The following is a 24,814-nucleotide window of genomic DNA, read 5'->3' on the forward strand; positions in this document are numbered from 1 at the left end:
TATTACGACCAATTTTTGTTCAGTATCAGTTTAGGATAACTGAAAATATTCATCACATTTTATATGAAAATCATTCTGAAAGGTCATCAGACTCTTCTTTGGAAGAATCGTATTTTACCGTGTTTTTTACTAAGCTTCTTATTTTCGATTCTACCTAATTTATCTCATTCCCAAACTATCTCTATAACCGGAAAAGCACTGATCGGCAGAGTAATTCCTTCCCATGCTTCTCATTTTGAAGTAGAAGAGTTAACATCAAAATCGGGAAAGGATGAATTTGAAATTGAAAGTAAAAATAACAAAATAATTCTGCGCGGAACAAGTGGCGTGGCCGTAGGATCAGCGCTGTATCACTACCTTACGGAATACGCACACTGCCAGATTACCTGGAACGGAACCAATCTGAATCTGCCTGAAAAACTGCCGGTTTTGCCTTCCAAAATCAGAAAAGCGACTGTTTATAATTACCGTTATTATCTCAATTATTGCACTTTCAATTATAGTATGAGCTGGTGGGATTGGGAAAGATGGCAAAAGGAAATTGACTGGATGGCGCTGCATGGAATTAATATGCCGCTTGCTATCACAGGTGAGGAATATACCTGGCTGGAGGTGTACAAGGAGATGGGTTTTACACCAAATGACTTAAAAGATTTTTTCAGCGGTCCGGCTTATTTTGGCTGGTTCTGGATGGGAAATCTGGACGGTTGGGGCGGTCCGTTGCCGCAGAAATGGATGGAAAGCCATAAAACTTTACAACAGCAAATCGTAAAACGTGAACGGGAATTAGGAATGAAAACGGTTTTGCCGGCATTTACAGGCCACGTTCCGGCTGCCTTTAAAAAGAAATTTCCGAAAGCTGTTTTGAAGTCGACCAACTGGACAAACGGTTTTGGTGATACCTATATTCTGGATTCGCAAGATCCGCTTTTTGCCGAGATTGGAAAGAAATTCTTAGCCAAACAGACAGCTTTGTATGGCACTGATCACCTTTATTCAGCGGATACTTTTAATGAAAATGAACCGCCAACAGATAATCCGGAATATCTTTCAAAATTAAGCGAAAGAATTTATGATGGAATGAGACAGGCCGATCCGGAAGCGGTTTGGGTAATGCAGGGCTGGCTTTTTTATAGTGACAGAAAATTCTGGAAAGCACCGCAGATTGAAGCATTATTAAAAGCAGTTCCTGACGACAAAATGATTTTGCTGGATCTTGCGGCCGAAATTGAACCGGTTTGGAAACGTACCGATGGATTTTACGGAAAACCCTGGATTTGGAATATGCTTAATAATTTCGGTGGAAATGTAAATCTTTTCGGCCGAATGGAAGGTGTTGCAAATGGTCCGTCCGCAGCCTGGAAAGATCCGAATAAAAAAAGATTGGAAGGAATTGGCCTTACGATGGAGGCCATTGAGCAAAACCCGGTGATTTATGAATTGATGATGGAGCATACCTGGCAAACGGAGCCAATTCAACTTGACAACTGGCTCAAAAAGTATACACGAAACAGGTATGGAAAAGAAGATTCAGATCTTGTAAATGCCTGGCAAATACTCAGACAAACTGTTTACAATGGTAAGGAAATTAGAGATGGAGCTGAATCTATTATTACTGGTAGACCAACGCTCGATTCCACAACTGTGTGGACAAGAACAAAGTTAAACTATGCTCCGCATGATCTTTTGCCAGCTTGGGATCTGTTTATTCATGCTGCAAAAAAAGGTCAGGATTCGGATGGTTTCCGGTATGACTTGACAGATGTTTCCAGACAGGTACTCGCGAATTATGCGTTAGTAATTCAGAAAAAATGGGTGACAGCGTTTAAGGCAAAAGATAAAAAAGCATTTCAAAAACACAGTAAAGAGTTCGTCGATCTGATCACCGATATGGATGTACTATTGGCAACCCGGAAAGATTTTTTATTGGGACCGTGGATTGCTGATGCCAGAAAATGGGGTTCAAACGATCAGGAAAAAGCTTTATATGAACAAAATGCCAGAGATTTGATCACACTCTGGGGAGATGCCGACAGTCCGCTGCATGAATATTCGAACCGTCAGTGGAGCGGTTTGCTTAACGACTTTTACAAAGTTCGCTGGCAGAAATTCTTTACAATACTGGATTCTTCATTGACAAACGGATCGGTTCCGGATTTCAAATTATTTGAAAAGAATATTTCAAAATGGGAGTGGGACTGGGTGAATCAGCAGAAAGATTTTTCTATTACGGAAAGTGGGAACAGCTTAAAAACAGCAGTGAAGTTGCACTCAAAATATCGTGAGCAAATTCAAAACGATTATAAGATTAATTGACCCTATGGACGATTTGCTCAACAAAAATCACGAATCTCAACGTTTAATTTCCCTTGATGCCTTACGTGGTTTTGATATGTTCTGGATCATTGGCGGCGAGCACATCATTCATGCGCTGGCGGAATTGACAGGCTGGCCCGTTTTCAACTGGATTTCGGCGCAAATGCACCATACGATTTGGAATGGCTGTACTTTTTACGATATGATTTTCCCGCTCTTCCTTTTTATTTCAGGTGTTTCCATGCCATTTTCTTTTGGGAAAAAAGTAATGACCGCCAATGTTAAAAATACTTTTGAACTTCCCTCCGAAGTAAAAAGAAAAGTTTATATGGATATGCTGAGAAGAACGGCAATCCTAATTTTTCTCGGATTGGTGGTAAATGGACTTTTCAAATTTAACGGTTATGAAAATACGCGATTCGCCAGCGTTTTGGGAAGAATTGGAATTGCCTGGTTTTTTGCAGGACTGATATATTTAAACTGCAACCTTAAGAAACAGGTTATCTGGTTTTGTTTTATTTTGATTGGTTACTGGCTTGCAATGACATTAATCCCTGTTCCCGGTTTTGGTGCCGGAAATCTGACGATGGAAGGTTCGTTGGAATCTTATATTGACAGGCTTTTATTGCCGGGAAGGCTGCACAGTAAAGTGCACGACCCGGAAGGGATTTTATCTACAATTCCTGCGGTTGCGACAGGTTTGCTAGGAATATTTACCGGCACTTTCGTTAAAGAAAAGCGCTATGATCCTTTGAAAAGTGTGTATTTCCTACTGCTGGCAGCAGCTCTCCTTATTTTACTTGGCCTGGCCTGGGATTCAGTATTTCCGATCAATAAAAGATTATGGACCAGCTCGTTCGTATTATTTGTCGGCGGGTATAGCATCGCCTTTTTTGCTTTGTTTTATCTCATTATTGATGTGCTTGGCTGGAAAAAATGGACTTTCCCGTTTTTACTGATCGGGATGAATTCCATTGTGATTTATATGGCGGTTGAGGGTGTCGTGAATTTTGGCTATACCGCGGATTTTATTTTTGGCGGGTTAATAAATCGTACCGCGGAGCCGATTCATCTTTTGTTAAAATCCATTTCAGTTATAGTTGTAGAACTCGTATTCCTGTATTTTCTCTACCGGAACAAGCTTTTCTTAAAAGTCTGAATATTTGAAGGCTTATCGACATCATAAACAGATAGCCTGGAATTTATTGCACGCTCACATTCCTGGATTTTACACAATGCCATCGGCAAGACCGGCATAGTAACAGCAGGATTTTTTTTCACGGAAAAGGACGTAGTAATTTTCCGAAAATGCCGTAAGCATGACTGATTTGAAATCACAAAATTCCCCCAAAAACGTAATCAAACTTCCGAAAAGTAAAAATCCCAAATAACGACCAGTCAGGCTCGTTATTTGGGGTGAATTTTGTTTTAATAGCAGAGTTCTTTCAAATAAAATTTTTACGATTGAATGACCCACATCCAATTGCTGGGCCACGATTCTGAATTGATCCATTCATGAGATACAAGTTCGTTATCAACAAACTCATAACCTTTTAAACTGCCCCCCTCATTTTCCACATCATGTTTTGCTGTGTGGTGTAATTCAATCCAGGTTTGTTCTGAAATCTCAGAAATCCCGGTCCAGCGGATCAATTCCCATTTTGGATCTGTCGAGTTGTAGATGTAACGATTTGCAAGATATTGCATGTAGGATTCATTGTTGAACCCGATAACAGAAGGGGTTTTTTGAGCACTTTTCATAATTTGAGTCTGGTTTTTTTGTGAGAAATATAAGTAAGTATAAAAATAAATCTCAAAAATGTCAAGTGATTTTTCAATAAAAAATTGTAATGAAGTAAGAAAATAGTGTCTCCGCCACTCTCTTTCTTGTGATAGAAAAAAGTGACGGAGATTGTTTGAAGTCAGTTTAACGGAATAATTAAATTTCCTGTGTTGTAACATGGATCTTATGATAAGATCCCCCTTCGATATCTTCCAGAATAGAGAAATGTTTGGGATTCCAGCCTAATAATTTCCTTGCTTTATCAGAATTTACGATGCTGTTTGAAGCAAATCCAAAAGCCGAAGCATCCGGTCCCCATTTTTCAATGGCAGTATCCAGGCTGATCGATGCAGTTTTTCCTTCAAAACCCAGCATTTTGCTAACGCTTACTGCAATTTCTTTCAAAGACGCATTTCCATTTTCTGTATAGAAATAGGAACCGGCCGGCGCCTTTTCCAAAGCAAGAACATACAATTCTGCTAAATCTTCAATGTGTACATTACTCCAGATATTTTGGCCCTTTTCAATGTAAACACCTGTCTGTTTTTCTTTGGCGATATCGATCAGCATCGGAACCTGAATGCTATCTGGCTTTATTCCAAGACCTTTACCATAAACCATTGTAGGAACAAGCACGATACTTCGCACATTATCTTTCGCTGAGGCCAAAATGTGATCATTAATCGCCACACGATGAAGTTTTTCAAGCCGGGGTTGTACAGGAATATCTTCGGAATATACAATACTGCCTTTTTCCCCTTTTGAGTTGTCGCCAACCAGACTTGAACCGGATGTAAAAATAAAAGTTTTTCCGGTTCCTTTTAATTCTTCCAAAAAAGTCATCACGGAGAAAAAATCGTCGGCATCAGCCGTGTGAATGACAGCATCGGCATCTGCCGTTGCCTTTCTGAGAACAGGCATATTATGAATTGAGCCAATTATCGGGGTAATTCCCAGTGCACGTAATGTTTCAGCATCAGATTCTTTTCTAACCAAGGCAGAAACCTGGTAACCTTTTTGAAGTAACAGATTTGCTACTGATCCTCCGATATAACCGGTCGCGCCGGTAATGAATACTTTGTTGATTGTCATGATTTTTTGATTTATTAAACCCACTGATGATTGATTGAAGCAAGATTTTCATTGATAAAATTCAGCTCTTCGCTGGTCAGATTAATATCGATTGCAGCTGCATTTTCAATGGCTTGTTTTGCATTTCTGGATCCGGCGAGCACAACGGTAATTCCTGGTTGAAGCATAGTCCAACGTAAAACCAGTTGCGTTAGAGTAGAATTTTTACTATCTGCGATCGGTTGGATCTTGTTTAAAAAGTCTTCAACCCGCGCGGGATTAAATTGGCCAAAATAACCGTTACGGTGGTCATCAGATTTCAGTTTGGCATCTTTAAAATATTTGCCGGTCAACAATCCTCGCTCCAACGGACTGTACGCAATAATTGAAATTTCGTTTGCTATCGAATAAGGAACCAGTTCATTTTCAATTCCTCTGTTTAACATACTATATGAAACCTGATTTGAAGCAAGTTTGATTGTTTCTGCGGCGGTTTGCATTTGTGAAAGATCATAATTACAAACACCGGCCGCTTTAATTTTTCCTTGCTGGATCAGCAGTTCCATGGCTTCCATCGTTTCCGAAATAGGAGTAGTTGCATCCGGCCAGTGAATTTGTAAAAGATCAATATAATCCGTTCCCAGACGTTTCAGACTTTCTTCTATTTCTTTGATGATATTTTCTTTTGACGCGAATTTAAAAACCGGAATAGTGTTTCCCTGGTCATCTGCCGCGTCAAAAAAATGCTCACCTTTTCCATTGTTGCTCTTATCCCAAACCAGTCCGAATTTTGTCAGGATCTGTATTTTAGAGCGATCACGACCTTTTATTGCTTCGCCAATTAATTCTTCACTAAGTCCGAATCCGTAAAACGGAGCTGTGTCAATACTGGTTACACCATGATCCAGAGATGCATGAATGGCGTCAATTGAATCCTGTTTTTCATTTCCACCCCACATGGAACCGCCAATGGCAAATGCTCCGTATGTGATGGCAGATAAGTTTAAATCGCTTGTCCCTAATTTTCTGTATTCCATGTTTTTACTTTTTTATCATTCCATTATAGAAATGAAAAGTGTTTTTTGTTGGATAAAAAGAATCAGTTTTGGCTTTTGAATAAAAGATACTCCTGCCGTTTCCCTGATTGTTTTACAAAATTGCAGTGAAAAGAATTATCATAAAAATAAGTACTTTTATAGGTTGGTATTATTTAACTGATAGATGACATTATGGTTAATTTGGAGTGGTACAGGACATTTAAAGCGATATATTCCACCGGGACACTAACCGGAGCAGCCCAGACTTTGTTTATTTCTCAACCCGGCGTCAGCCTGCATTTGAGCTCTTTGGAAAGTTATGTCGGTTATAAATTATTCGATAGGACAGCCCGGAAAATGATTCCGACTGAGAAAGGGAAAGTTTTCTATAATGCTATTATTGAGCCACTTATCAAGCTCGAAGAGGCGGAAAAGAATTTTCAGAAAAGTACAGAAAAACAAACGCCTACGATCAGTGTAGGGATGTGTTTTGAAACTTTTCAGATTACTTTGGAACAGTACATTTCAAGTTTGCCCTTCAATGTAATTATTCAGTTTGGCCAGTATCCCGAGATGCTGGAAAATCTGGAAAAAGGAATTCTGGATCTGATCATTACGCCCCAAAAGGGCACGAGCACAGAAATTGATCATGAGGCATTTTCCTCAGAAACGATTGTGATGGTGGGAGGAAGTGAAATTGATGATCACGTTTTTAATGCCTTCTTAGCCGATGGGGATTTAGATATTTTGGAAGCGTGGCTGAAACAGCAGAAATGGTATGGAACTACGGGTGATATGGAACATCTCAGAAGATTCTGGCAACTGAATTTTAATAAATATCCGGATTTCAGACCAAATTACATTGTGCCCAATTTGAATTCAATCGTTCGTTGCCTGAGCAGTGGAAAAGGCCTGGCGATTATTCCGGATTTCCTTTGTAAAAAAGAAGTAGAAAGTGGTTTAGTAAAAATTCTATGGAATGGCAAAAAGGAATTGACAAACACGTTGTATTTTGGTACAAAAAAGAAAACGATGTATGCAAGCGAGACAGACGTAATTAAAAAACTATTTCGTGAAGTAATGAATTAATGCTTTGAATATTCCATATAAAAATAGCCATGTAGTTTTTAAAGCTACATGGCTATAAAATCGAAATTCTACTATCTATCTGCCGCCCGGACCGGTTGATCCTCCGGATTTTGTTACCATACTGCTGGTTGTGAATGTGCTTGATTGTGTTCCGGCTGTGTAAGTGCCGCTGGTATATAATCCGTTGAAGTCGGTTCCGTCAGCAACACTTCCGCCAGTGTAAACAGTGTAAGTTACATTTGACTTCAATTTTGGACTTGAAAATAACATCGTCGTGTAGGTTTTCGGGATCAGAAAGGTTAATGCTTCTGCCGCATCGCTGGATTCAATATGAATAATCTGGCCGCTTGTCCCGCCACCCAAAATTACAGAAGGCTGCGTGCTGACACTGGCTGTTGGTGAGCTGGTTGCCCCGGCTACGCCAACCAAAATACCGCCGGTAACTTTGAAAGTATTCTGGTCGCAGTCAAAACCTTCCTCAGGTGATGCGGCACCGACAGCAATTGTTTTTCCTCCTGTAACGGTTAGTTTTCCATTGGAATCTATCGCGTCGTTTGAAGTACTGTATATATAGTGATTTCCTCCGTTGATATAAATAAATGTTGTAGCATTAAGCCCGTCGTCGTAAGTTTTGGCTGTGATCGATCCGCCGTTTATTGTTAAAATACTCTTGCTTTCGATACCTTCACCCGCCGTGGAACTTACATTAATTGTTCCTCCGTTGATCACTATATAAGGGTCAATGGTGGTGTCAGTGTCCCAGGCAGCAGAAATTGCCTTGTCGGCTGCGGTAACATTAAATGTGCCATTGTTGATCACAATGTAACCTTCTTCAACCTGAATACCGTCGCCGGAAGCAGTCACAGTAACTAAACCTCCGTCAGCAATAAAGGCTTCGTTGGTATGAATTCCGTCTGATTTTGCGCTTGAAATTGTTATCGCGCCGCTGATCATACGGACGTAATCGTCACTGCAAATGCCATGTTTATTGTTTCCCTTGATGGCAAGGCTCCCGCTTCCGGAAAATATTAGTTGTCCTTCACTAAAAAATGTTCCCTTCATGTCTTCGGTACTGGTGGCGTAAGTTGTACCATCTGTCAATGAATTTGTGGTATTATCTGTTAACACGACAAACGCCCTTTTACCCGACTGGATGTTAATCGCCGGTCCGTCAGAATTTGTAATATTTACGCCATTCAAGGTCAATTTGAATTTTTTGTCGCTGTAAATTTTTACAGATCCGTTCGTAGTTGTTCCGGACAAAACATATTCAACTTCCGATACTGTGGATGTCACGATTACGTCGCCATTACTTTCTGTCACAGTAACACCGCCGGCAGAAAGTGGATTTGTGATTTCAACCGTAGTTCCAAACGCGATTTTGACAACCGATGAGAATGTAGAATTTGCAATAAGATCATCTTCATTGTAGGCAACATCTGTATTCCCCTCTGCGGCTGCGGTGGTTGTGGAAACAGTATCAATACTTATTGTTCCGCCTGTTTCGTTACTGCCTCCGGTAGTAATATCTTCCTCTCCTTTGGAACAGGAAATAATTGAAAAGATCAGAAAAAAACTGGCCGCAGTGAGCAAAATCCTGCGTGCACTGCAAAATGTTAATAGAGAATGTTTTACTTTTTTCATAAGATAATTGATGTCTGAGTAGTATTCCGGGTTGTGTGATAAAAGTGATTATTTGACCAGTTTGAAAAATACCTGATCACAAACCTTTACGCGCGAAAAGTGAATTGTGTTGCTGATTTATAGAATGGAAGATTTGTCCGGAAGTTTTTTAGACTTAAAGATTTCTCATTTTGAGAAGGGAAGCGTGGGAAATCGGGAATGAAGAAATTCCTTTAACAGATGGAATAGTTATTATAAGAACCTTCACAATTAACAAAAATCATTTCATCAACAAAACGGTCATTTTATGAAAAACGAATTCAATCCGGAACATGAAGAAGGTAAAGTAGCCAAAGCCATTGAAGAGCAAACTGCAAAGTTGCCGTCAGACATATTTTTGTGGGCTTCTTTTGTAGCTATCGGCGCATCATTGACATTGAAAATCATGGGACGCAAGCACACAGCGCTTTTTGTAGGTCAATGGGCGTCACCATTTCTTCTTTTAGGGGTTTATAACAAACTTGTAAAACTGGAAGGCCATGACAAAAATGACAAATCAAATTAATTGGATATCCTTTTTTCAATGGATGTAAAAAGAAAGACCATCAGGAATTATTCCCGGATGGTCTTTCTTTTTTTTAAAATTTTCATCTTAATAAATAACTGCCAATAACTGTTTTGACAAGTTTTTTAAGGTTGGGTAATAAAAGCCTTAAAATGAGATAATCACTGAGTCTTTTCAAATGTTTTATCTGACTTGTTCGAGAATTTCGATGGCAGCTTCATTTCCCTGTTGAGCGGCCAGATCAAATACGGAAAGTCCGCGCGTGTCGAGTATCGAAATATCTGCACCGCTATCAATAAGCAATTTCACAAGCTCGTTTCTTCCAAACATAGCGGCAAACATCAATGCCGTTCCCCCGTTGCCATGTTGCAGATCCAGGTCGGCTCCGTTTTGGATTAAAAGTTCTGCGATATGTTTATAACCTTTAAATGAAACGCCCATCAAGGCCGTATTTCCACCATAGTCCTGAGCATTCACATCGGCACCTGATTCAAGGAGATATTTAGCCGCTTCAAACTGGTTGTTGTAACAGGCTATGATCAAAGGCGTATACCCTTTTTCATCTCTTGCATTCACGTCCGTATTACGCGCAACGAGTTCTTTTAAAACATCAACATTCCCAAGACGGGCCGCATGAATAATTACATTGTCGAGATTTTCCATATTATTTATCGATCCGTTTTTTAATATTTTTGAAATTATTCTACTCCTGATGGCACGCAGATTTAATATCCTTCTGTGTTTTTACAGTTACTCACATTAGAAAAAACCGTTCCAAATTCAAACGGAGATTCGCCGGAATGAAAAATTTAATTTATGATTATTGAAAATGAAGAAGGTGAAAAGTTGCCCTGGATTCGATTAAGTCAGGATTCTCCATATTTCGTGGATGAAAATGGCAGCGACTGGACGCCCATCGGACAAAATGATGCGATTACCTGGCCGGATCTGGAAGGTTTATTCAAAAGAAAAAATATAAGAGCCGTTGAAGGTCATTTCGCCTTTCTGGCTGCTCACGGAGTGAATTGTCTGCGTGTTATGCTGGAATATTGTCAGACAGAAAACCGTTATTTTGAACGTCCCGCAGGTCGGTTTCAACCTAATATGATCCAGCTTTGGGATGATTTATTTGCATTGTGTGAAAAATATAAACTTCGGATTTTAATTACTCCTTTTGATACTTTCTGGATGGACAGGCGCTGGAAACAGCATCCATACAACGCAGCCAACGGAGGTCCATGTAAAAGAAAATCGCAATGGCTGACTTCTCCAGAAACGCTGGATGCGATCAAAAACAGGCTAACATTTGTGACGGAAAGGTGGGGGAGCAGCGGGGTTTTATTTGCATGGGATCTATGGAATGAAATCAACCCTGCACATGCGCTTGGGAAAACGGATGGTCTATATGAATTTATTACAGAACTCAGTGTTCATGTCAGAACTTTGGAAAAGCGGCTTTATGGCAAAACACACCCACAAACTGTCTCTGTTTTTGCGCCGTTAATTGAGCGTTATCAAATGAAAGACCTGATTTTCAGGCATCCTGAACTTGACTTTGCCAGTACTCATTTTTACGAAACAGGTACAATTAACAATCCTAAAAACGCCATATACGCCGCAATTACTACCGGAGAAATGGTTCGGGATGCACTCGCACATTTGCCGGCAGAAAGACCTTTTTTTGACAGCGAACATGGTCCGATTGATCATTACCGAAGAAAACGAAATCTGCCGGAATTATTTGATGATCAATACTTTTTGCATATGCAGTGGGCACATTTGTCGTCGGGCGCAGTGGGCGGCGGAATGCGCTGGCCTTACCGTCAACCACATGTACTTACGCACGGAATGCGGCGTGCGCAGCGGAATATGGCAGAATTTATAAAAATGATAAACTGGAAAACTTTCAGAAGAGAAAATTTAAATTCGGAGATTGAAATTTCTGATTCACATTTTGAAGTTTTTGGATGTGGTGATCATACACAGGGGATCGTCTGGCTTTTGAAGAAGGAAAAAACAGGAAGAAATAAAATTGTACAGCCCAATCCGAAGAAAGTTTCTCTTACCATTCAGATTCCCGGCCTGGAAGATGGATTATATAAAATTCACGTTTGGGATACGCTTTCAGGAGAGATTGACATGTTTCAAATTGAAAAATCAGGGCATATGGAGGTCAGACTCACATTGAACGTAAATAACGTTGCTCTTGCCATTTTGAAAATCACCTGATATTTAAGAGCTTTTTTTTGACAAACTGTCCCAGATCCCGGTCGTACTTTCCTGCTTTAACACATATTCACCAATAGCCGTGAGCGTTGCATCAGGCGCGGGTTGTCTGAGATAAGTTGTGAGATCCCTATGAATACGTTCCATCGGATTGGGCCGCATTAGTCCGCGTGCGCCAACAGAACGTTCTGCAAGCTGCATACTGCGAAGACAGATTTCTTCTACCATAGTCCTGGTCATATTAACGTAGGCTAGTAACTGCGCTATTGCCTCAGGGTTTTCTGTTGAATCATCAGTTTTTAGCCCTGCCTGTTTAATCCATAGGTTTCCGGTTTCCGTCAGATAGGCGATTTCCGCGATGCGTGCGCGCTGAAAAGGATCATCAGTACGTTTTAATCCTCTTAGAAACTTGTGCGTTTCGTCCAGTAAAGCCTCTGCACCTCCAAGCTGCACAGCCGCAAAACGAAGTGCTCCGCCGCTGAAATGCGGTTGTTGATAATAGGCATCCGGTAAACCAAGCAAATCGTTTTCACTGATTTCAATTCCTGAAAAATCCATTCTGAAACTGGCAGAAGCCCTCATTCCGAGCGGTTTCCAGAAACTGTTGTCCATCTTGATTTCTTTTACTTTTTCGGTTGGGATAATAACCATTTGCCAGCCTTTTTTCCTCGCCGAAACCAATTCACCGGTTACAAGCGGCCTGGCTATCCTTGAAGCGCCAGAACAAAAAGTTTTACAGCCCTGCAATCTGTACTTGCCATTTCCAAGATCATAAATCCGAACCCCTTCCATATCCTGTGTATTCCAGACGCTGAACATTTTTTTTCCCAGGATCACATCGGCAAACCACCTTTGTTTTTGTTCTGTTTTACCAAATAAATAAATCAGATAAAGCGCGTTGATATGTCCCTCGTAAATTCTGCCAACGGGCAGACTTGCCTTGCCGATTGCCTTTAAAAGCATTAACAGTCCATGATTTTTCCGTTGACTAAAATCCAGTGAATGGCTGGGAAGTACGATTTCAAGCAAACCCGCTTCTGCTATTAATTTAAACTCCTGCTCGGGAAAGCAACCTTCGTGATCAATATGCGCCGCATTTTGAGCTATTTTTTGGTATAACTGAGATGAGAATAAATGATCCATTAATAGCCGGTTGATTGAAGTAATTGTCTGGTCTTTTTGATTGGCAAAATTTAATTGTCGGGCATTTTTCAATGCCGGTTAAGTTTGATACCAATATTGTACCCGTGAAAATCAACATTTGAAATTCTTTTGGTTTTCAACAAAAAGAAAGATTCTGACAAGGTTAAGCGTTCAAGAATATTCCTAAATTTTGGACCGGATTATTTTGGATGGAAACGCACAGTTTTAATAAAAAATGTTCGAATATGAACATTTAAAATTTGTATAGAAATTGACTTTTTTGTTTATAAGTCACTTGCTGTTAGTTAGTTACATTTATTTTAGGGCTTGGTGTTGATGGCAAATTAAATTTGGTATGACCTTTTTCTACATAGGTGTAATGATGTAAAAACATTGTTTAACCATAAATTACATAGCCATGAAAATTTCAAACACTTTAATCCTGCCATGTGTACTTGCGCTGGCCCTGTCTCTAAGTTCGTTTACTTCCGAGACTTCCGATAAAAAGGAAAATCCCCAAAAAGAAGAAACGTCAAAAAAAGCTTTTGATGCTTATTTGTTCAAAGTGCCAAATACGAATAAAGTGAAGCTTGTTGTTGATAAAAACACGGATGCCAGATTGCGGATACTGCTTACCGGAAAAGACGGGAAAATTTATTATACCGAAACAAATGATGATAAAGGTTCGAAATATCGCAGACAATTTGACATGAATGATTTGGGCGACGGTGTTTACTACTTCGAATTGTATAGCAAAAAACAAACCTTGATTAAGGAAATCAAGATTCAGAGCGCCTCTGAAAAACTGGTTTCGCTGCTTTAAAATAAAAAGAAATCCCGCATCGGTAAAATGCGGGATTTCTTTTTTAACTATTTTTTTTCGCAATCCAGTTCTCAATAATTTTTACTGTGTCCTCAAAAAATAATTTATAAGTGTCTTCTGTAACATAACCAATATGCGGAGTGGCGAGTACATTATCTAGCGTCCGGAAAGGATGGTCTGCCGGCAGCGGTTCTGTTTCAAAAACATCAAGCGCAGCTCCCGCAATTTTGTTTTGTTTCAATGCATCAATCAGTGCATTTTCATCAATAAGCGGTCCACGAGAGGTGTTAATCAGATATGCAGATGGTTTCATCAGGGCAAGATCTGCGGCGCCGATTATTCCTTTTGACCGTTCACTCAACACAAGATGCACGGTTACAAAATCAGCGTTTTGAAAAAGATATGCCTTTGAAACTAATTTTGCGCCATTTGCTTCGGCTTTTTCTTCGGTCAGATTTTCACTCCAGGCAATTACGTTCATGTCAAAAACATGTGCTATGGACGCAATTTTGTCTCCAATATTTCCCAGTCCAATGATTCCAATTGTTTTGCCTTTTAAATCGGTACCGATTGTGTTTTGCCAGCCTCCATTTTTTACGGAAGCATTTTCCTGTGGGATTTTCCGGGCTATGGCCATGAGCAATGCCCAGGTTAATTCTGGTGCGCCGCTGCCAATATATCCTGTATTTTCCAGCTGGATACCAAGCTCATTAACCGCAGAGGAATCAATAGAAGCATTTCGGAAACCTGTTGAAACGATAAGTTTAAGATTCGGAAGTTTCGAAAGTAATTCACGGCTGACGGGCGTTCTTTCCCGCATCAGGCAAATCACATCAAAAGGTTTTAAACGTTGAACAATTTCCTCCTGTCCAAATAAATGATTGTTGAAAACAGTTATTTCAGAAACTTTTTCAAGGGCCGTCCAATCTGCCATTTGTAAAGCAGCGTTCTGATAGTCGTCCAGAACCGCAATTTTTATTTTATCCATTTTGTTGTAAAATGTGAAAATGATAATTCAATCGCTTCCCGTTATAAGAGGGTAATGTAGTTGCAACAAAAAAAGAGACAAAATACTTTTAAGTATCTTGTCTCTTTTGAAAATAATTTGAAAATTCAGCTGGCTGGCAAATAATTCGCTGCTGACCATTTATTCCTTGAAAGAATTCAGGTAATCGATATAAGAACTGAAAACATCCTTATTCACTATATATTTTGTGTTACGGCCGTCTTTTTCTGTAATCAAAAGATCGGCATCAGATAATTGCTTCAGGTGATGGGAAACGGTTGATTGAGCCAAATTAAACATTTCAAGTATCGTTGAGCATTGCAGCCATGTCTGTTCCTTGTTAATCGCCTCCATGATTTTCAAACGGTAAGGATCGCCCAACGCTTTTGAAATTCGTTCTATTTTTTTTAAGTCCATGGTCTTTTAATTTTTGCAAATATATCGATTTGGGGTGATTTAATAAATTTAAGTATTATTTCAGGGTGAGCCTGTTCTGTTGGTTTCAAGGAATTTTCAAATTAGTTGGATACCTAAAATAATTTCCTGCATTGATGGTTATTGATTTATATTTAATTATTTGTCTTTATGATCGGTTTTATCCCATTTCCAGCTTATGAAAAATGAAAAACTTTCGATTTGAGTACACCATCAATAAAACACTGGTTACTATCTTTTTATCGAGTTTTTTATTGGGGCTGCTAATTTCAACCAAGCTTCCTGATCTTGGTTCAATTTTTGGCATACCTCTTAAAGTTGTGCTGCCACTTTGTATTCCAATATTTTCGATGATTTTTTGTATCGATATGTATAAAAAAAGAGGAGAGGCTTCAATCAAGGAAAATGTCCTGGAAATGAATCTTGATGGCGTTGAACATATTATTCCTTTTGAGAAAATAAAAACTTTTGAAGTACAATATGGAAATGGAACGAGGCTGGTATTGAATTTGCGCAACCAACCTAAGCTTAAAATCTTTGCGAATGATCATTTCTGCAAATCAGATTTGTTTTATGCTTTTTGTAACGAGCTGGAAAAAGTACTTATTGAATATGGTAAGACCAGCAGTGTGCCTATCACCAGAAAACCGTCACCTTTTGAGAGTAAATGGGCATTGAACATACTGGTTGTTAGCACCGTTATATTTTTTGGAATGCTGATTCGTGCCGCCGCATTGCATCATGATGTACAACGATCGGCACTTTCAGGTTTTGGTGCATTGGCTATTCTTTGGGGAGCCTGGTTTCTTGCCTTTATAAAGAAAAAACATTTAGAAAATTAGCGTCAGTCTTACAAGTCAAAGCCCTCTATTTAACAGTGTTGAAAAAGAAGAATTATAAAATTTCAGGTAATTTATCTGATTTTCAGTCAGTTGCTGCAATTGTCATTTTTACAACTTTATTGAGTATCTTTGTTTATAATCAAGCGGTTTGCTGACTAGCGAAATTAAAAGTCAGCTTCATATTTTATACAACTGTTAAAACCGAACAAGCAGTAAAAACTTGAAGGTTTTGGCTTAAAAAGCTGAATTTTGAATTTCAACGAATTTGAACTCCACGAAGACGTACTTAACGCCGTGGATTCTATGAATTACCAACAGGCTACCCCGATTCAGGAGCAGGCCATCCCTTATATTTTAGCAGGAAAAGATCTTCTGGCATGTGCTCAAACAGGTACCGGAAAAACGGCAGCTTATCTTATTCCTATACTTGATAAAATTGCGACGAGCCCGATGGGACAAATTGGAGCGCTTGTTTTGGTACCAACACGTGAACTGGCCCAGCAAATTGACCAGCAGATTCAGGGTCTTGGTTATTTTGTCGGTGCCACAAGTATTGCTGTTTATGGCGGTAATAAAGGTCCGGAATGGGATCAGCAAAAACGTGCTTTAACGCAGGGAGCCGATATTATCATTGCTACACCGGGCCGGTTAATTGCCCATTTGCAGCTCGGTTATGTAAGTTTTGGGTCTATCCGACATTTGGTATTGGATGAGGCAGACAGAATGCTGGACATGGGTTTTTTAAGTGATATTCTTAAAATTATGAGCTTTTTGCCTGCGAAACGTCAGACTTTGATGTTTTCGGCAACCATGCCTCCAAAAATCGGAGAACTGGCAAAAAGGATTCTTCAAAAACCGGAGGAAGTTCGTCTGGCAGTTTCAAGACCAGCCGAGCGAATTGACCAGCAATTTTATATGACAACGGATGAACAAAAATTGCCTTTGCTGGCTCATTTGCTTTCGCAAGTGCAAAATACCAGTATGGTTTTGTTTACTTCCAGAAAATCCACCGTCGAGCCTATTGTACGTGCATTGAGAAAACTCGGTTTGGAGGCACGCGGAATTTCCTCGGACTCAGATCAGGCAGACAGAGAAATTGTATTGCGTGATTTTAAAAATAGGACTTTTCCGGTGTTGGTTGCAACGGACGTATTGTCACGAGGAATCGATATCGACAATTTAAGCCACGTGGTAAACTATGATGTGCCGCGCGATCCGGAAGACTACGTTCATCGTATCGGCCGTACAGCCCGTGCAGAATCAAAGGGAACTGCTATTACGTTTATCAATGAGCACGATCAGAAATATGTTTTGAAGATCGAGAAGCTTTTTGAGAAAGAAGTAGATAAACAATCGGTGACAGAAGAGCTCGGATTGGGTGAAGCACCCAAGTTCGATCCGGCTAAATTTCGTAATTCAGCTCCCCGGAACAAAAGTTCTCAGGGAACCCGTAAGAATCAGGGAGGCGCATCAAAAAGCAGAAGACCGAAGCAAAAGAATGACAAAAAAAGTCCTTTGCAAACGTAATCAGCCTTATCTTGCGTTTATTAAACAGGAAATAGACAGATTTTAAGGATGAAATCTTGAAAAAATAGTACGGTTTATAGGTCATTGAAATTTCTGACGGTATAATTTTTTTAATTTTTTTCTTACACTCCGGCTAATTCAGGCTGTTTGTAGACGTTATGAAAAACTTAAATTAAATACACTTGGAACGTATCCTTCAATGGTGGAAAAATTATCGTTTTAGTATAGCAGATCCTCCTATTATTTCAATGGAGGGACTTTATCCACTGCTCTTACTGTTGGTTTTAAGTCTCTTGGCGGTCTTTTTTCACCTTGTTCGTATCCTTTTTAATGCTCCGGTTGACTTTTCCATGGACTGGAATCTTTTTCTGAGCTGGATACCTTTAATGACTGCATTTTTTATCAATAATGTTACCAGACGGTTTGGGCATCTTCACTTTTTAGTCGTTCTTTCCAGTCTTTTCTGGCTTGCATTTTTTCCCAATGCGCCTTACATGATCACCGATATTTCGCATTTGAGTATCGACTTAACGCGTGATCTGACCTGGCATGATACCATTATGTTATTTTGTTACGCCGAGGTGAGCCTTTTTAATGGTCTTGTTTCGCTGTACTGGATACATCAGACGTGGCGCAGGGTTTTCAGAAAATCTGTAAGTACTACTTTTCTTCTGGCAAGCTTACCTCTGGCAGGGTTCGGTGTTTATCTTGGCCGCGTGAGGCGTATGAACAGCTGGGACATTATTCACGATCCGCGTGTTATTCTCGACAATTTGCTGAAAAGTATGCTCGATAGAACAGCACTTGTGATCAGTCTTGAAATTGGTCTGCTTTTGGGTATGCTTTATCTGGTTCTTTGGGCAATTATCAGGTTCAGGGTGCGGTACAACAAGAAAGATAGCTGAGAAAGTGATGTCATTGTTTTGATTATATTGAAACAATTATGATTTACTTTGCAGAATAAATACCCTTTGATTCCAGCGATATCATAAGACATTTTCAGAATGAATGTATCAGAAAAAGTAAAAGATTCTTATTCTTCCCAGTACGACGAAAAATCGGTTGCCTGGCGAACGATGGGTGCCAAATACAAGGCGCAGAATATCATCGAACTAGCCAAAAACATAAAATTTGAAAACGTTCTGGAAGTAGGAGCGGGAGAGGGAAGCATTCTTTACTGGTTATCGAAATGGGATTTTTCCAAGAATCTGAATTGTGTAGAAATTTCTGAAAGTGGTATTGAAATGATCAAGTCAAAAAATATTGAGCATTTAAAAGATGTTCTTCTTTTTGACGGATACAAAATTCCTTATCCTGATAATCACTTTGACCTGGTGATATGCTCACACGTGATGGAGCATGTTGAGCACGAAAGAATATTGCTTCGTGAAATAAAAAGGGTTTCCAAAAACCAGATTTTTGAAGTGCCGATCGATTTTTCGTTTTACGTTGATAAAAAAATAAAACATTTTCTGGCTTACGGGCATATCAATATTTATACTCCAGGTCTTTTTCGTTTTCTTTTGTTGTCCGAAAACTTCGAGATCGTAAAAGACAAATGTTATCTTTTTCAGGATGATGTTTTAAAGCCGCTTTATGAAAATAACAAGACAGGTTTTTATATTGTAAAACTGAAAATGTTTTTTCTGAAAATGTTCCCTTATCTTCTTGGTATTAAGCCAAATGCATATGTAGTTTTGACATCAAAAACGGACAAGGATCTTTCCATTTTTTAATATTTTTTTGTCATAGACGATCTCATTTTATCCGTTCCGACACCTGTTCCGGTGCTGGAAATTATTTACAGGGACGCAGACCTAATAGCGATCAATAAACCCCATGGACTTCTTGTCCATCGCTCTTTCATAGCTGCGGATACATCTGAATTTGCTGTACAAATCCTTCGTGATCAGATTGGACAGAAAGTTTATCCTGTTCACAGACTGGATCGTAAAACGTCCGGAGTCCTTCTTTTTGCCCTGAATGACCGGATGAACAGCCTGATGCAAATGCAGTTTCAGGATGGAAAAGTTGAAAAACATTATAGTGCTATTGTTAGGGGATTTACACCCGATTATCTGGAAATTGACTATCCCCTGAAACGTGATGACGGCGTAGTTCAGGATGCATTTACTGCTTTTGAAACCTTACAGAAAACTGAGCTGGATTTGCCTTTTGGAAAACATCCAACCAGCAGATATTCGCTTGTAGATCTGCATCCGACTACCGGCAGAATGCATCAATTGAGAAAACACATGGCGCATATTTTTCATCCGATCATCGGCGACAGGCCGCATGGCTGCAACAAACAGAACAAATTTTTCAAGGAACATTTTGAAATGGATTCCATGCTTTTGCACGCGCGGGAAATAAAATTTTCACATCCTGATACTGAGAATATTATAACCATTTCTGCTGATTATCAGCCAGAATTTAAAAGAATGCTGAATGCGCTTAAATTCCTGATTTCATAGGCTTTCAAATTTGTGCCGGGAGAAAATTATAGATCTTCTTTTTAAAGTCACGCAACCTGACAGAAGATCTGCCCGTATTGGCTACAAAACCAATACTTACCCCTAACAAATTTTATATGAAAGCTAAAAGTTTAATTCGTTCTGTTGTAATGATGGGATGTCTGGCAGTGGCAGGTTGGTCATGCAGTTCCGATGACGACGATGCTCCGGTAGTTGTTCCGCCAGTTCCGACCTTTGATGTTGCTCAAAAATCAACAGCCTTGTATGGAAATGTACTTGTGGATCAGAAAGGCAAAACGCTGTACTTTTTCACAAAAGATGTGAATGGAACTTCGGCATGTACCGGTGGCTGTCTTGATGTGTGGCCGATATTTTCTGCCGCCGCTACTCCGAAACTGGATACCGGACTAGTAGCCTCTGATTTTGGTTCGATTACAAGAGCCGATGGAAAAACGCAGACGACTTTCAAAGGCTGGCCGTTGTACTACTATGCTCCGGATGCTGCCGCAGGCGATGTTAAAGGAGAAAATGTGGGAAATGTCTGGATTGTGGCCAAAAAATCTTATTCCATTATGCTGGCAAACACGCAGCTTGTTGGAAATGATGGTAAAAATTACACCGCTGATTCGAAAGAGGGAACAGGTGACACGCAGTATTTTGTAGATGCAACGGGTCGTACTTTGTATGCTTTTGCAAAAGACAAAAAGAACAAAAACAATTACACAAAATCAGATTTCAGCAACGACGCGACCTGGCCTATCTGGGTTACCGACTGGAAAGATGTTCCTTCCGCGCTGGATAAAACGCTTTTTTCTACCATTGATGTTTTTGGTAAAAAACAGATGACATACAAAGGCTGGCCAATGTATTATTTCGGACCAGATAATGCCACAAGAGGTCTGACAAAAGGTGTCAGCGTTCCAACTCCTGGTGTCTGGCCGATTATTCAAAAAACAACAGCAGCCGCTCCGGAATGATTTTTCGAACAGGATTTGTACAAATAGCCGCCATTCCTGGCGGCTATTTACGTTTATGCTTCTGGCTCAAAACCGTCATTTTCTCCATCTTTGAGCACAATGTAAGTTCTTGCCCAGCTGTCTTCACCAAGCATACGCCACTTATGTCCCGTGCTGGCCATATCCTGAGCAATCAGCACATCACCAGGTTTCATGATGAAAGAAGTACCATTTGAAACTGTGAATTCTATTGTTCCGCGAAGCGTAATTACATACTGTGCCCTAGGTGCGGGATGCCAGTCAAAACCACGTCTTTCTGGTGGATCTTCCTGAAAGAAAAAATATTCGGCCTGAACCTGGTTCCAGTTTTTTACCTGACCTTTCTGAAAAGCAGAGGCTCCGTCAGTTGTCGTAAATAGCCTGTAAGCTTTCATGCAATTTTATATGGGTTTTTTTAATAATCAATTTTAGCATTCTAAAAGTTAGGCAAAAAACGTGTCAACTGCGTATATGCTGATTGGTTTAATCGATTTTTTAATTTCATAACACACCTGCCTATGACCGATATCCGCTTTGTATTTATAAGATTTATTAAAAAAATTACAGAAAATGAAGACAACGTGCCCGATTATCGTTCTATAAATCTAAATTAGCAGTAGTGTCGCTAACACGATCAGCATTTGTAGTTACATTTGGAAATTACGCATACACACGGCGGTATTATGTTGTTGAAAAGATTAATCCTGTTATTTTTCTGTCTAATACAGATACCCGAAATATATGCACAGGAAATTAAAAATCCTGACTTTTTCATTGTGCATTATACGGATGAAAACGGGCTGCCGCAAAACAGCATAAAAGCGATTGTTAAAGGAAGATGGAATTTTTTGTGGCTGGGTACCGAAGACGGTCTGGTCAGATTTGACGGTCAAAAGTTTTACACTTTTAATAAATCGGAAATCCCTATTTTAAGTAACAGAATAGGCGGATTTATTCCTTTTACGAAAAATTATACGGTAAAAAACAGAGAATTCGCAGCACTTGGCGAGCGTGGTGACATTATAAAAATCGTTGCCGGTGGCCATGTAGGAGTAGATACCAGCACTTTTAGATATAATACTCCGAATACGCCATCTATAAATGGTTTTAAAGGTAAAACCGATTTTATACAAAGCCTTCCATACCGTTTTCCACTTCCGGTAGACCGCAATCCTTTCTTGATCCCGGCAGGAAGCAATACATATTATGTCTGGTTTTTAGATAAGGTTGAATTTTTTATAAAAAATAAAAAGCAGTCATCGGTTCACGGCAAATTTAAAGAGGTTTTCTTAATCGATTCGCATCCCTATGCAACATTGCCAAATGGACGGTTTGTAAATTTGAAACCGGGATCAGCTAATAAAAATATCCGGCTTGAAGGCGATATTGCTAATGATGTGCTGTTTTCAAATAATCGGACCGATTGCAAATTGTTCTGGAATAATATTTCACAAAAGGCTCATGTGTATTTCAATAAAAAGTTTTATTCTTTAACAAGATCAGAAAATAGTTCGGTTCTTAGCACGCGACTTATTTTGAGGGATTTTGATTTTGACGAGTTTAATATTTCCACGGCCTACTACGACGAAGAGCCGGGATATTTATTCCTGGGAAGCAATACGAATGGTTTATTTGTGCTGAGACGCAAAAATTTTGAAGCGAAAAAATTTGACGTCAAAGGAAGGGATAATGTATTTTATGCGCAGAAACCAGTTGGGAACAATGGAGTCCTTTCTTCGCAAGGTTTTTTGTTTGATAAATCTTCAACAGGAAGGGATATTTTTAACTTACCGATTTTCGTCGAAGATGATTCAAGATACTTCCTGGCGATGAATAGGGACAGTTCATTCTGGATCGGAAGTTCAGTTGCGCTTACTAAAATGGATAAAACCGGAAAAAAGAAACTGATGGTCTATCCAATGCAGGAAAAGTTTAAAGCGCTTTATGTTGACAATCATGATACTTTATGGATCGGCGGAACCAGGGATGTTTTATTTTTCTTGAATACGCTGGATCAAAATTCGGTTCCCAAAGTATTATTCAGAGGCTCATTTGGTGAAATTACCTGCATGTTAAGACTTCCCGGACATGATTTACTTCTGGGAACGACAAAGGGACTTTTCAAATTTAATATTCAATCAAAACATCTGGAATCTTTAAAGGGAATCGAACAGGCCAATATCAGAAGTCTTTATTATTCGAAAGGGGACACTTGGGTTACGACTTATGGAGATGGTTTATTTCATTTGAAAGGGAATAAAATTACCAAGCTTCCGCTGGATAAAAACCGTTTTTTGGCTACGTCTCATTGTATTGTTGAAGATAAAAACGGCTTTTTCTGGATTACTACTAATAAAGGACTTTTTCAGGTTTCAAAAATGGACCTGCTGAGATTTTTGGATCAGAAACAGCAATTTGTTTATTATCTGTATTACGACAAAAGACATGGTTTTGCGACCAACGAATTTAACGGAGGATGCCAGCCCTGTGCTCTGATGCTGGCGGACCGCACGATATCATTCCCGTCCATGGATGGGTTTGTATGGTTTAATCCTGAAAAAATAAAACCGGAACTTCCGGATAAAAATATTTATATCGACCGGATAGAACTCGAAGGAAATTCTGTTCAGGAAAAGCCGGAAATTGAAGTTCCGGACGATTTCAGACAATTGGAAGTTTCGGTTGTTACGCCATATTTTAATAACCGCAACAATCTCAGAATCGAATATTCTTTTCAGAAAGAAGGAAAAAATCCTGTTTGGCTGCCGGTTTCAAATGATTTTGATATTCAGATACCTAACACATCGTCGGGCAGACATAATCTTTTAATAAGAAAATATAATGGATTCGGAATCAATAATTTTTCCGGAAAAACGCTTAAAATCTATATATGTCCGGCCTGGTACGAAACACCGACTTTCCGGTTTTTGGTTACCCTGCTTTCAATATTATTGTTCTGGATAATTCTCAGGCTGAGAACTTCTTATCTGCTTAAAAAAGAAAGAGAAAAAAATCTTTATAAACAATATCATATCAGCCGTCAGATCGTGGCTGCCATAAATCATGACATCCAGACGCCGCTTCACTACATAAGCAATTCATTTTCTCAAATTCAAAATCGCTTGAAAAAGAATAATGCCAGTGATTATTTTATTTCCAGGATGAGCGAAGAAACCATTAATACGATCAATTATGCCCGTTCGCATACGAGCAATCTTTTAAATTATATCAAAAGCCAAACCAGCAGCAGCCGGGACAAACTGAAAATCGATGAGGTTGCAGTTTATGAGATTATTCAACATTCGTCACAGATACTTACCGGAACAGCAAATCATAGGGAAATACAAATTATTAATCAGGTGCCGGAGGATTTTAAAGTTAAAAGTGATGCCCAGCTTTTATCTGTTGTTGTTCAGAATCTGCTCGACAATGCTGTGAAACTTAGTCTGTCAACAATCACGATTTCTTCTGTTGCGGATGGAGATTTGAAAAGTATCTTAATTCGTGATACTGCAGGCGGAATTCCGGATGATATTTTAAAATGGCTCAACCATTCTTATAAATCCTATGATGACTGGCTTAGAAATTATGATTATCCGAATCATAAAGGTTTGGGACTGGTGATTGTGAAAGATCTTACCATTCTGCTTAATATCACATTGAGTGCGGAAAAGACAGAATCAGGGTCTGTGATCCGCCTTTTATTTTATGATAAAAACAAGTGAGAATACGATAAGCAAATTTGCGGCTCATTAAACATGTTGAAATTAAAATCAAAACACCCGGCAGGGCCAGGTGTTTGAAAATTTACTCAACGTTCTTAAGTGTATTTTCTTTATTTAAAACGGGAAGCAAATTC

Annotated in this window: 22 protein-coding genes; 13 read left to right on the forward strand and 9 right to left on the reverse strand. The window is 39.4% G+C overall.

The window, feature by feature from the left end; translation table 11 throughout:
• Positions 1 to 63 precede the first annotated feature (63 nt).
• Together IEE83_RS06060 and IEE83_RS06065 are read left to right on the forward strand one after the other, a co-directional pair.
• Positions 64 to 2,316, forward strand: coding sequence for an alpha-N-acetylglucosaminidase (locus tag IEE83_RS06060; protein WP_194119721.1), 2,253 nt, complete (start codon positions 64 to 66; stop codon positions 2,314 to 2,316).
• 4 nt (positions 2,317 to 2,320) lie between these two features.
• Entirely contained in the window at positions 2,321 to 3,475 is a 1,155-nt protein-coding gene (locus IEE83_RS06065) for an acyltransferase family protein (protein WP_194119722.1), read from the forward strand.
• A gap of 299 nt (positions 3,476 to 3,774) precedes the next feature.
• On the opposite strand, the gene IEE83_RS06070 is transcribed toward IEE83_RS06065, so the two are convergent.
• The 3 genes from IEE83_RS06070 to IEE83_RS06080 form a co-directional block, all read right to left on the reverse strand.
• Positions 3,775 to 4,077, reverse strand: coding sequence for a hypothetical protein (locus IEE83_RS06070; protein WP_194119723.1), 303 nt, complete (start codon positions 4,075 to 4,077; stop codon positions 3,775 to 3,777).
• Positions 4,078 to 4,255: 178 nt separating this feature from the next.
• Positions 4,256 to 5,191 (reverse strand): NAD-dependent epimerase/dehydratase family protein, encoded by a 936-nt coding sequence (locus tag IEE83_RS06075; protein WP_194119724.1) that lies wholly within the window; start codon positions 5,189 to 5,191, stop codon positions 4,256 to 4,258.
• Positions 5,192 to 5,205: 14 nt separating this feature from the next.
• A complete protein-coding gene (locus tag IEE83_RS06080; protein ID WP_194119725.1) occupies positions 5,206 to 6,207 on the reverse strand; it encodes an aldo/keto reductase in 1,002 nt (333 codons plus the stop codon).
• Positions 6,208 to 6,399: 192 nt separating this feature from the next.
• Between IEE83_RS06080 and IEE83_RS06085 the strand changes: the two genes are divergently transcribed.
• Entirely contained in the window at positions 6,400 to 7,296 is an 897-nt protein-coding gene (locus tag IEE83_RS06085) for a LysR family transcriptional regulator (RefSeq protein ID WP_194119726.1), read from the forward strand.
• Between the two features lie 75 nt (positions 7,297 to 7,371).
• Here the strand turns inward: IEE83_RS06085 and IEE83_RS06090 are convergent, their stop codons facing one another.
• The gene (locus tag IEE83_RS06090) at positions 7,372 to 8,940 is read right to left on the reverse strand and encodes a carbohydrate-binding domain-containing protein (protein ID WP_194119727.1); all 1,569 of its coding nucleotides are present in this window, start codon (positions 8,938 to 8,940) and stop codon (positions 7,372 to 7,374) included.
• Positions 8,941 to 9,226: 286 nt separating this feature from the next.
• Here IEE83_RS06090 and IEE83_RS06095 point away from each other — a divergent pair, with 286 nt between their 5' ends.
• A complete protein-coding gene (locus IEE83_RS06095) occupies positions 9,227 to 9,484 on the forward strand; it encodes a hypothetical protein (protein ID WP_194119728.1) in 258 nt (85 codons plus the stop codon).
• Between the two features lie 183 nt (positions 9,485 to 9,667).
• Here the strand turns inward: IEE83_RS06095 and IEE83_RS06100 are convergent, their stop codons facing one another.
• Positions 9,668 to 10,216, reverse strand: a complete 549-nt coding sequence (locus tag IEE83_RS06100; protein ID WP_310588571.1) for an ankyrin repeat domain-containing protein — start codon at positions 10,214 to 10,216, stop codon at positions 9,668 to 9,670.
• Between the two features lie 84 nt (positions 10,217 to 10,300).
• On the opposite strand from IEE83_RS06100, the gene IEE83_RS06105 reads away from it, so the two are divergent.
• A complete protein-coding gene (locus IEE83_RS06105) occupies positions 10,301 to 11,713 on the forward strand; it encodes a glycoside hydrolase 5 family protein (RefSeq protein WP_194119730.1) in 1,413 nt (470 codons plus the stop codon).
• A 3-nt stretch (positions 11,714 to 11,716) separates the two neighbouring features.
• Here IEE83_RS06105 and IEE83_RS06110 read toward each other — a convergent pair whose 3' ends face one another.
• A complete protein-coding gene (locus tag IEE83_RS06110; RefSeq protein WP_194119731.1) occupies positions 11,717 to 12,853 on the reverse strand; it encodes an acyl-CoA dehydrogenase family protein in 1,137 nt (378 codons plus the stop codon).
• Positions 12,854 to 13,271: 418 nt separating this feature from the next.
• On the opposite strand from IEE83_RS06110, the gene IEE83_RS06115 reads away from it, so the two are divergent.
• On the forward strand, positions 13,272 to 13,676 hold the full coding sequence (locus IEE83_RS06115) for a T9SS type A sorting domain-containing protein (protein WP_194119732.1): 405 nt from the start codon (positions 13,272 to 13,274) through the stop codon (positions 13,674 to 13,676).
• Positions 13,677 to 13,719: 43 nt separating this feature from the next.
• On the opposite strand, the gene IEE83_RS06120 is transcribed toward IEE83_RS06115, so the two are convergent.
• Positions 13,720 to 14,664, reverse strand: coding sequence for a D-2-hydroxyacid dehydrogenase family protein (locus tag IEE83_RS06120; RefSeq protein ID WP_194119733.1), 945 nt, complete (start codon positions 14,662 to 14,664; stop codon positions 13,720 to 13,722).
• Between the two features lie 159 nt (positions 14,665 to 14,823).
• Positions 14,824 to 15,099: an ArsR/SmtB family transcription factor gene (locus IEE83_RS06125; RefSeq protein WP_194119734.1), complete on the reverse strand. Its 276-nt coding sequence runs from the start codon at positions 15,097 to 15,099 to the stop codon at positions 14,824 to 14,826.
• A gap of 203 nt (positions 15,100 to 15,302) precedes the next feature.
• Between IEE83_RS06125 and IEE83_RS06130 the strand changes: the two genes are divergently transcribed.
• The 6 genes from IEE83_RS06130 (at position 15,303) to IEE83_RS06155 (ending at position 20,937) form a co-directional block, all read left to right on the forward strand.
• Positions 15,303 to 15,959 (forward strand): hypothetical protein, encoded by a 657-nt coding sequence (locus IEE83_RS06130; protein WP_194119735.1) that lies wholly within the window; start codon positions 15,303 to 15,305, stop codon positions 15,957 to 15,959.
• Positions 15,960 to 16,208: 249 nt separating this feature from the next.
• Positions 16,209 to 17,486: a DEAD/DEAH box helicase gene (locus IEE83_RS06135; RefSeq protein ID WP_194119736.1), complete on the forward strand. Its 1,278-nt coding sequence runs from the start codon at positions 16,209 to 16,211 to the stop codon at positions 17,484 to 17,486.
• 182 nt (positions 17,487 to 17,668) lie between these two features.
• Positions 17,669 to 18,391: a DUF1361 domain-containing protein gene (locus tag IEE83_RS06140; protein ID WP_228101693.1), complete on the forward strand. Its 723-nt coding sequence runs from the start codon at positions 17,669 to 17,671 to the stop codon at positions 18,389 to 18,391.
• 99 nt (positions 18,392 to 18,490) lie between these two features.
• On the forward strand, positions 18,491 to 19,222 hold the full coding sequence (locus IEE83_RS06145) for a class I SAM-dependent methyltransferase (protein ID WP_194119737.1): 732 nt from the start codon (positions 18,491 to 18,493) through the stop codon (positions 19,220 to 19,222).
• A 51-nt stretch (positions 19,223 to 19,273) separates the two neighbouring features.
• Complete coding sequence (locus tag IEE83_RS06150; RefSeq protein WP_194119738.1) at positions 19,274 to 19,960, forward strand: pseudouridine synthase; 687 nt, start codon at positions 19,274 to 19,276, stop codon at positions 19,958 to 19,960.
• A gap of 116 nt (positions 19,961 to 20,076) precedes the next feature.
• Entirely contained in the window at positions 20,077 to 20,937 is an 861-nt protein-coding gene (locus IEE83_RS06155) for a hypothetical protein (RefSeq protein WP_228101694.1), read from the forward strand.
• 53 nt (positions 20,938 to 20,990) lie between these two features.
• Here the strand turns inward: IEE83_RS06155 and IEE83_RS06160 are convergent, their stop codons facing one another.
• Positions 20,991 to 21,350, reverse strand: coding sequence for a cupin domain-containing protein (locus IEE83_RS06160; protein ID WP_194119739.1), 360 nt, complete (start codon positions 21,348 to 21,350; stop codon positions 20,991 to 20,993).
• Positions 21,351 to 21,608: 258 nt separating this feature from the next.
• Between IEE83_RS06160 and IEE83_RS06165 the strand changes: the two genes are divergently transcribed.
• On the forward strand, positions 21,609 to 24,680 hold the full coding sequence (locus IEE83_RS06165) for a ligand-binding sensor domain-containing protein (RefSeq protein ID WP_194119740.1): 3,072 nt from the start codon (positions 21,609 to 21,611) through the stop codon (positions 24,678 to 24,680).
• Positions 24,681 to 24,814 lie beyond the last annotated feature (134 nt).

Origin of the sequence: Dyadobacter subterraneus (assembly GCF_015221875.1) — a bacterium.
GTDB classification, from domain to species: Bacteria; Bacteroidota; Bacteroidia; order Cytophagales; family Spirosomataceae; genus Dyadobacter; species Dyadobacter subterraneus.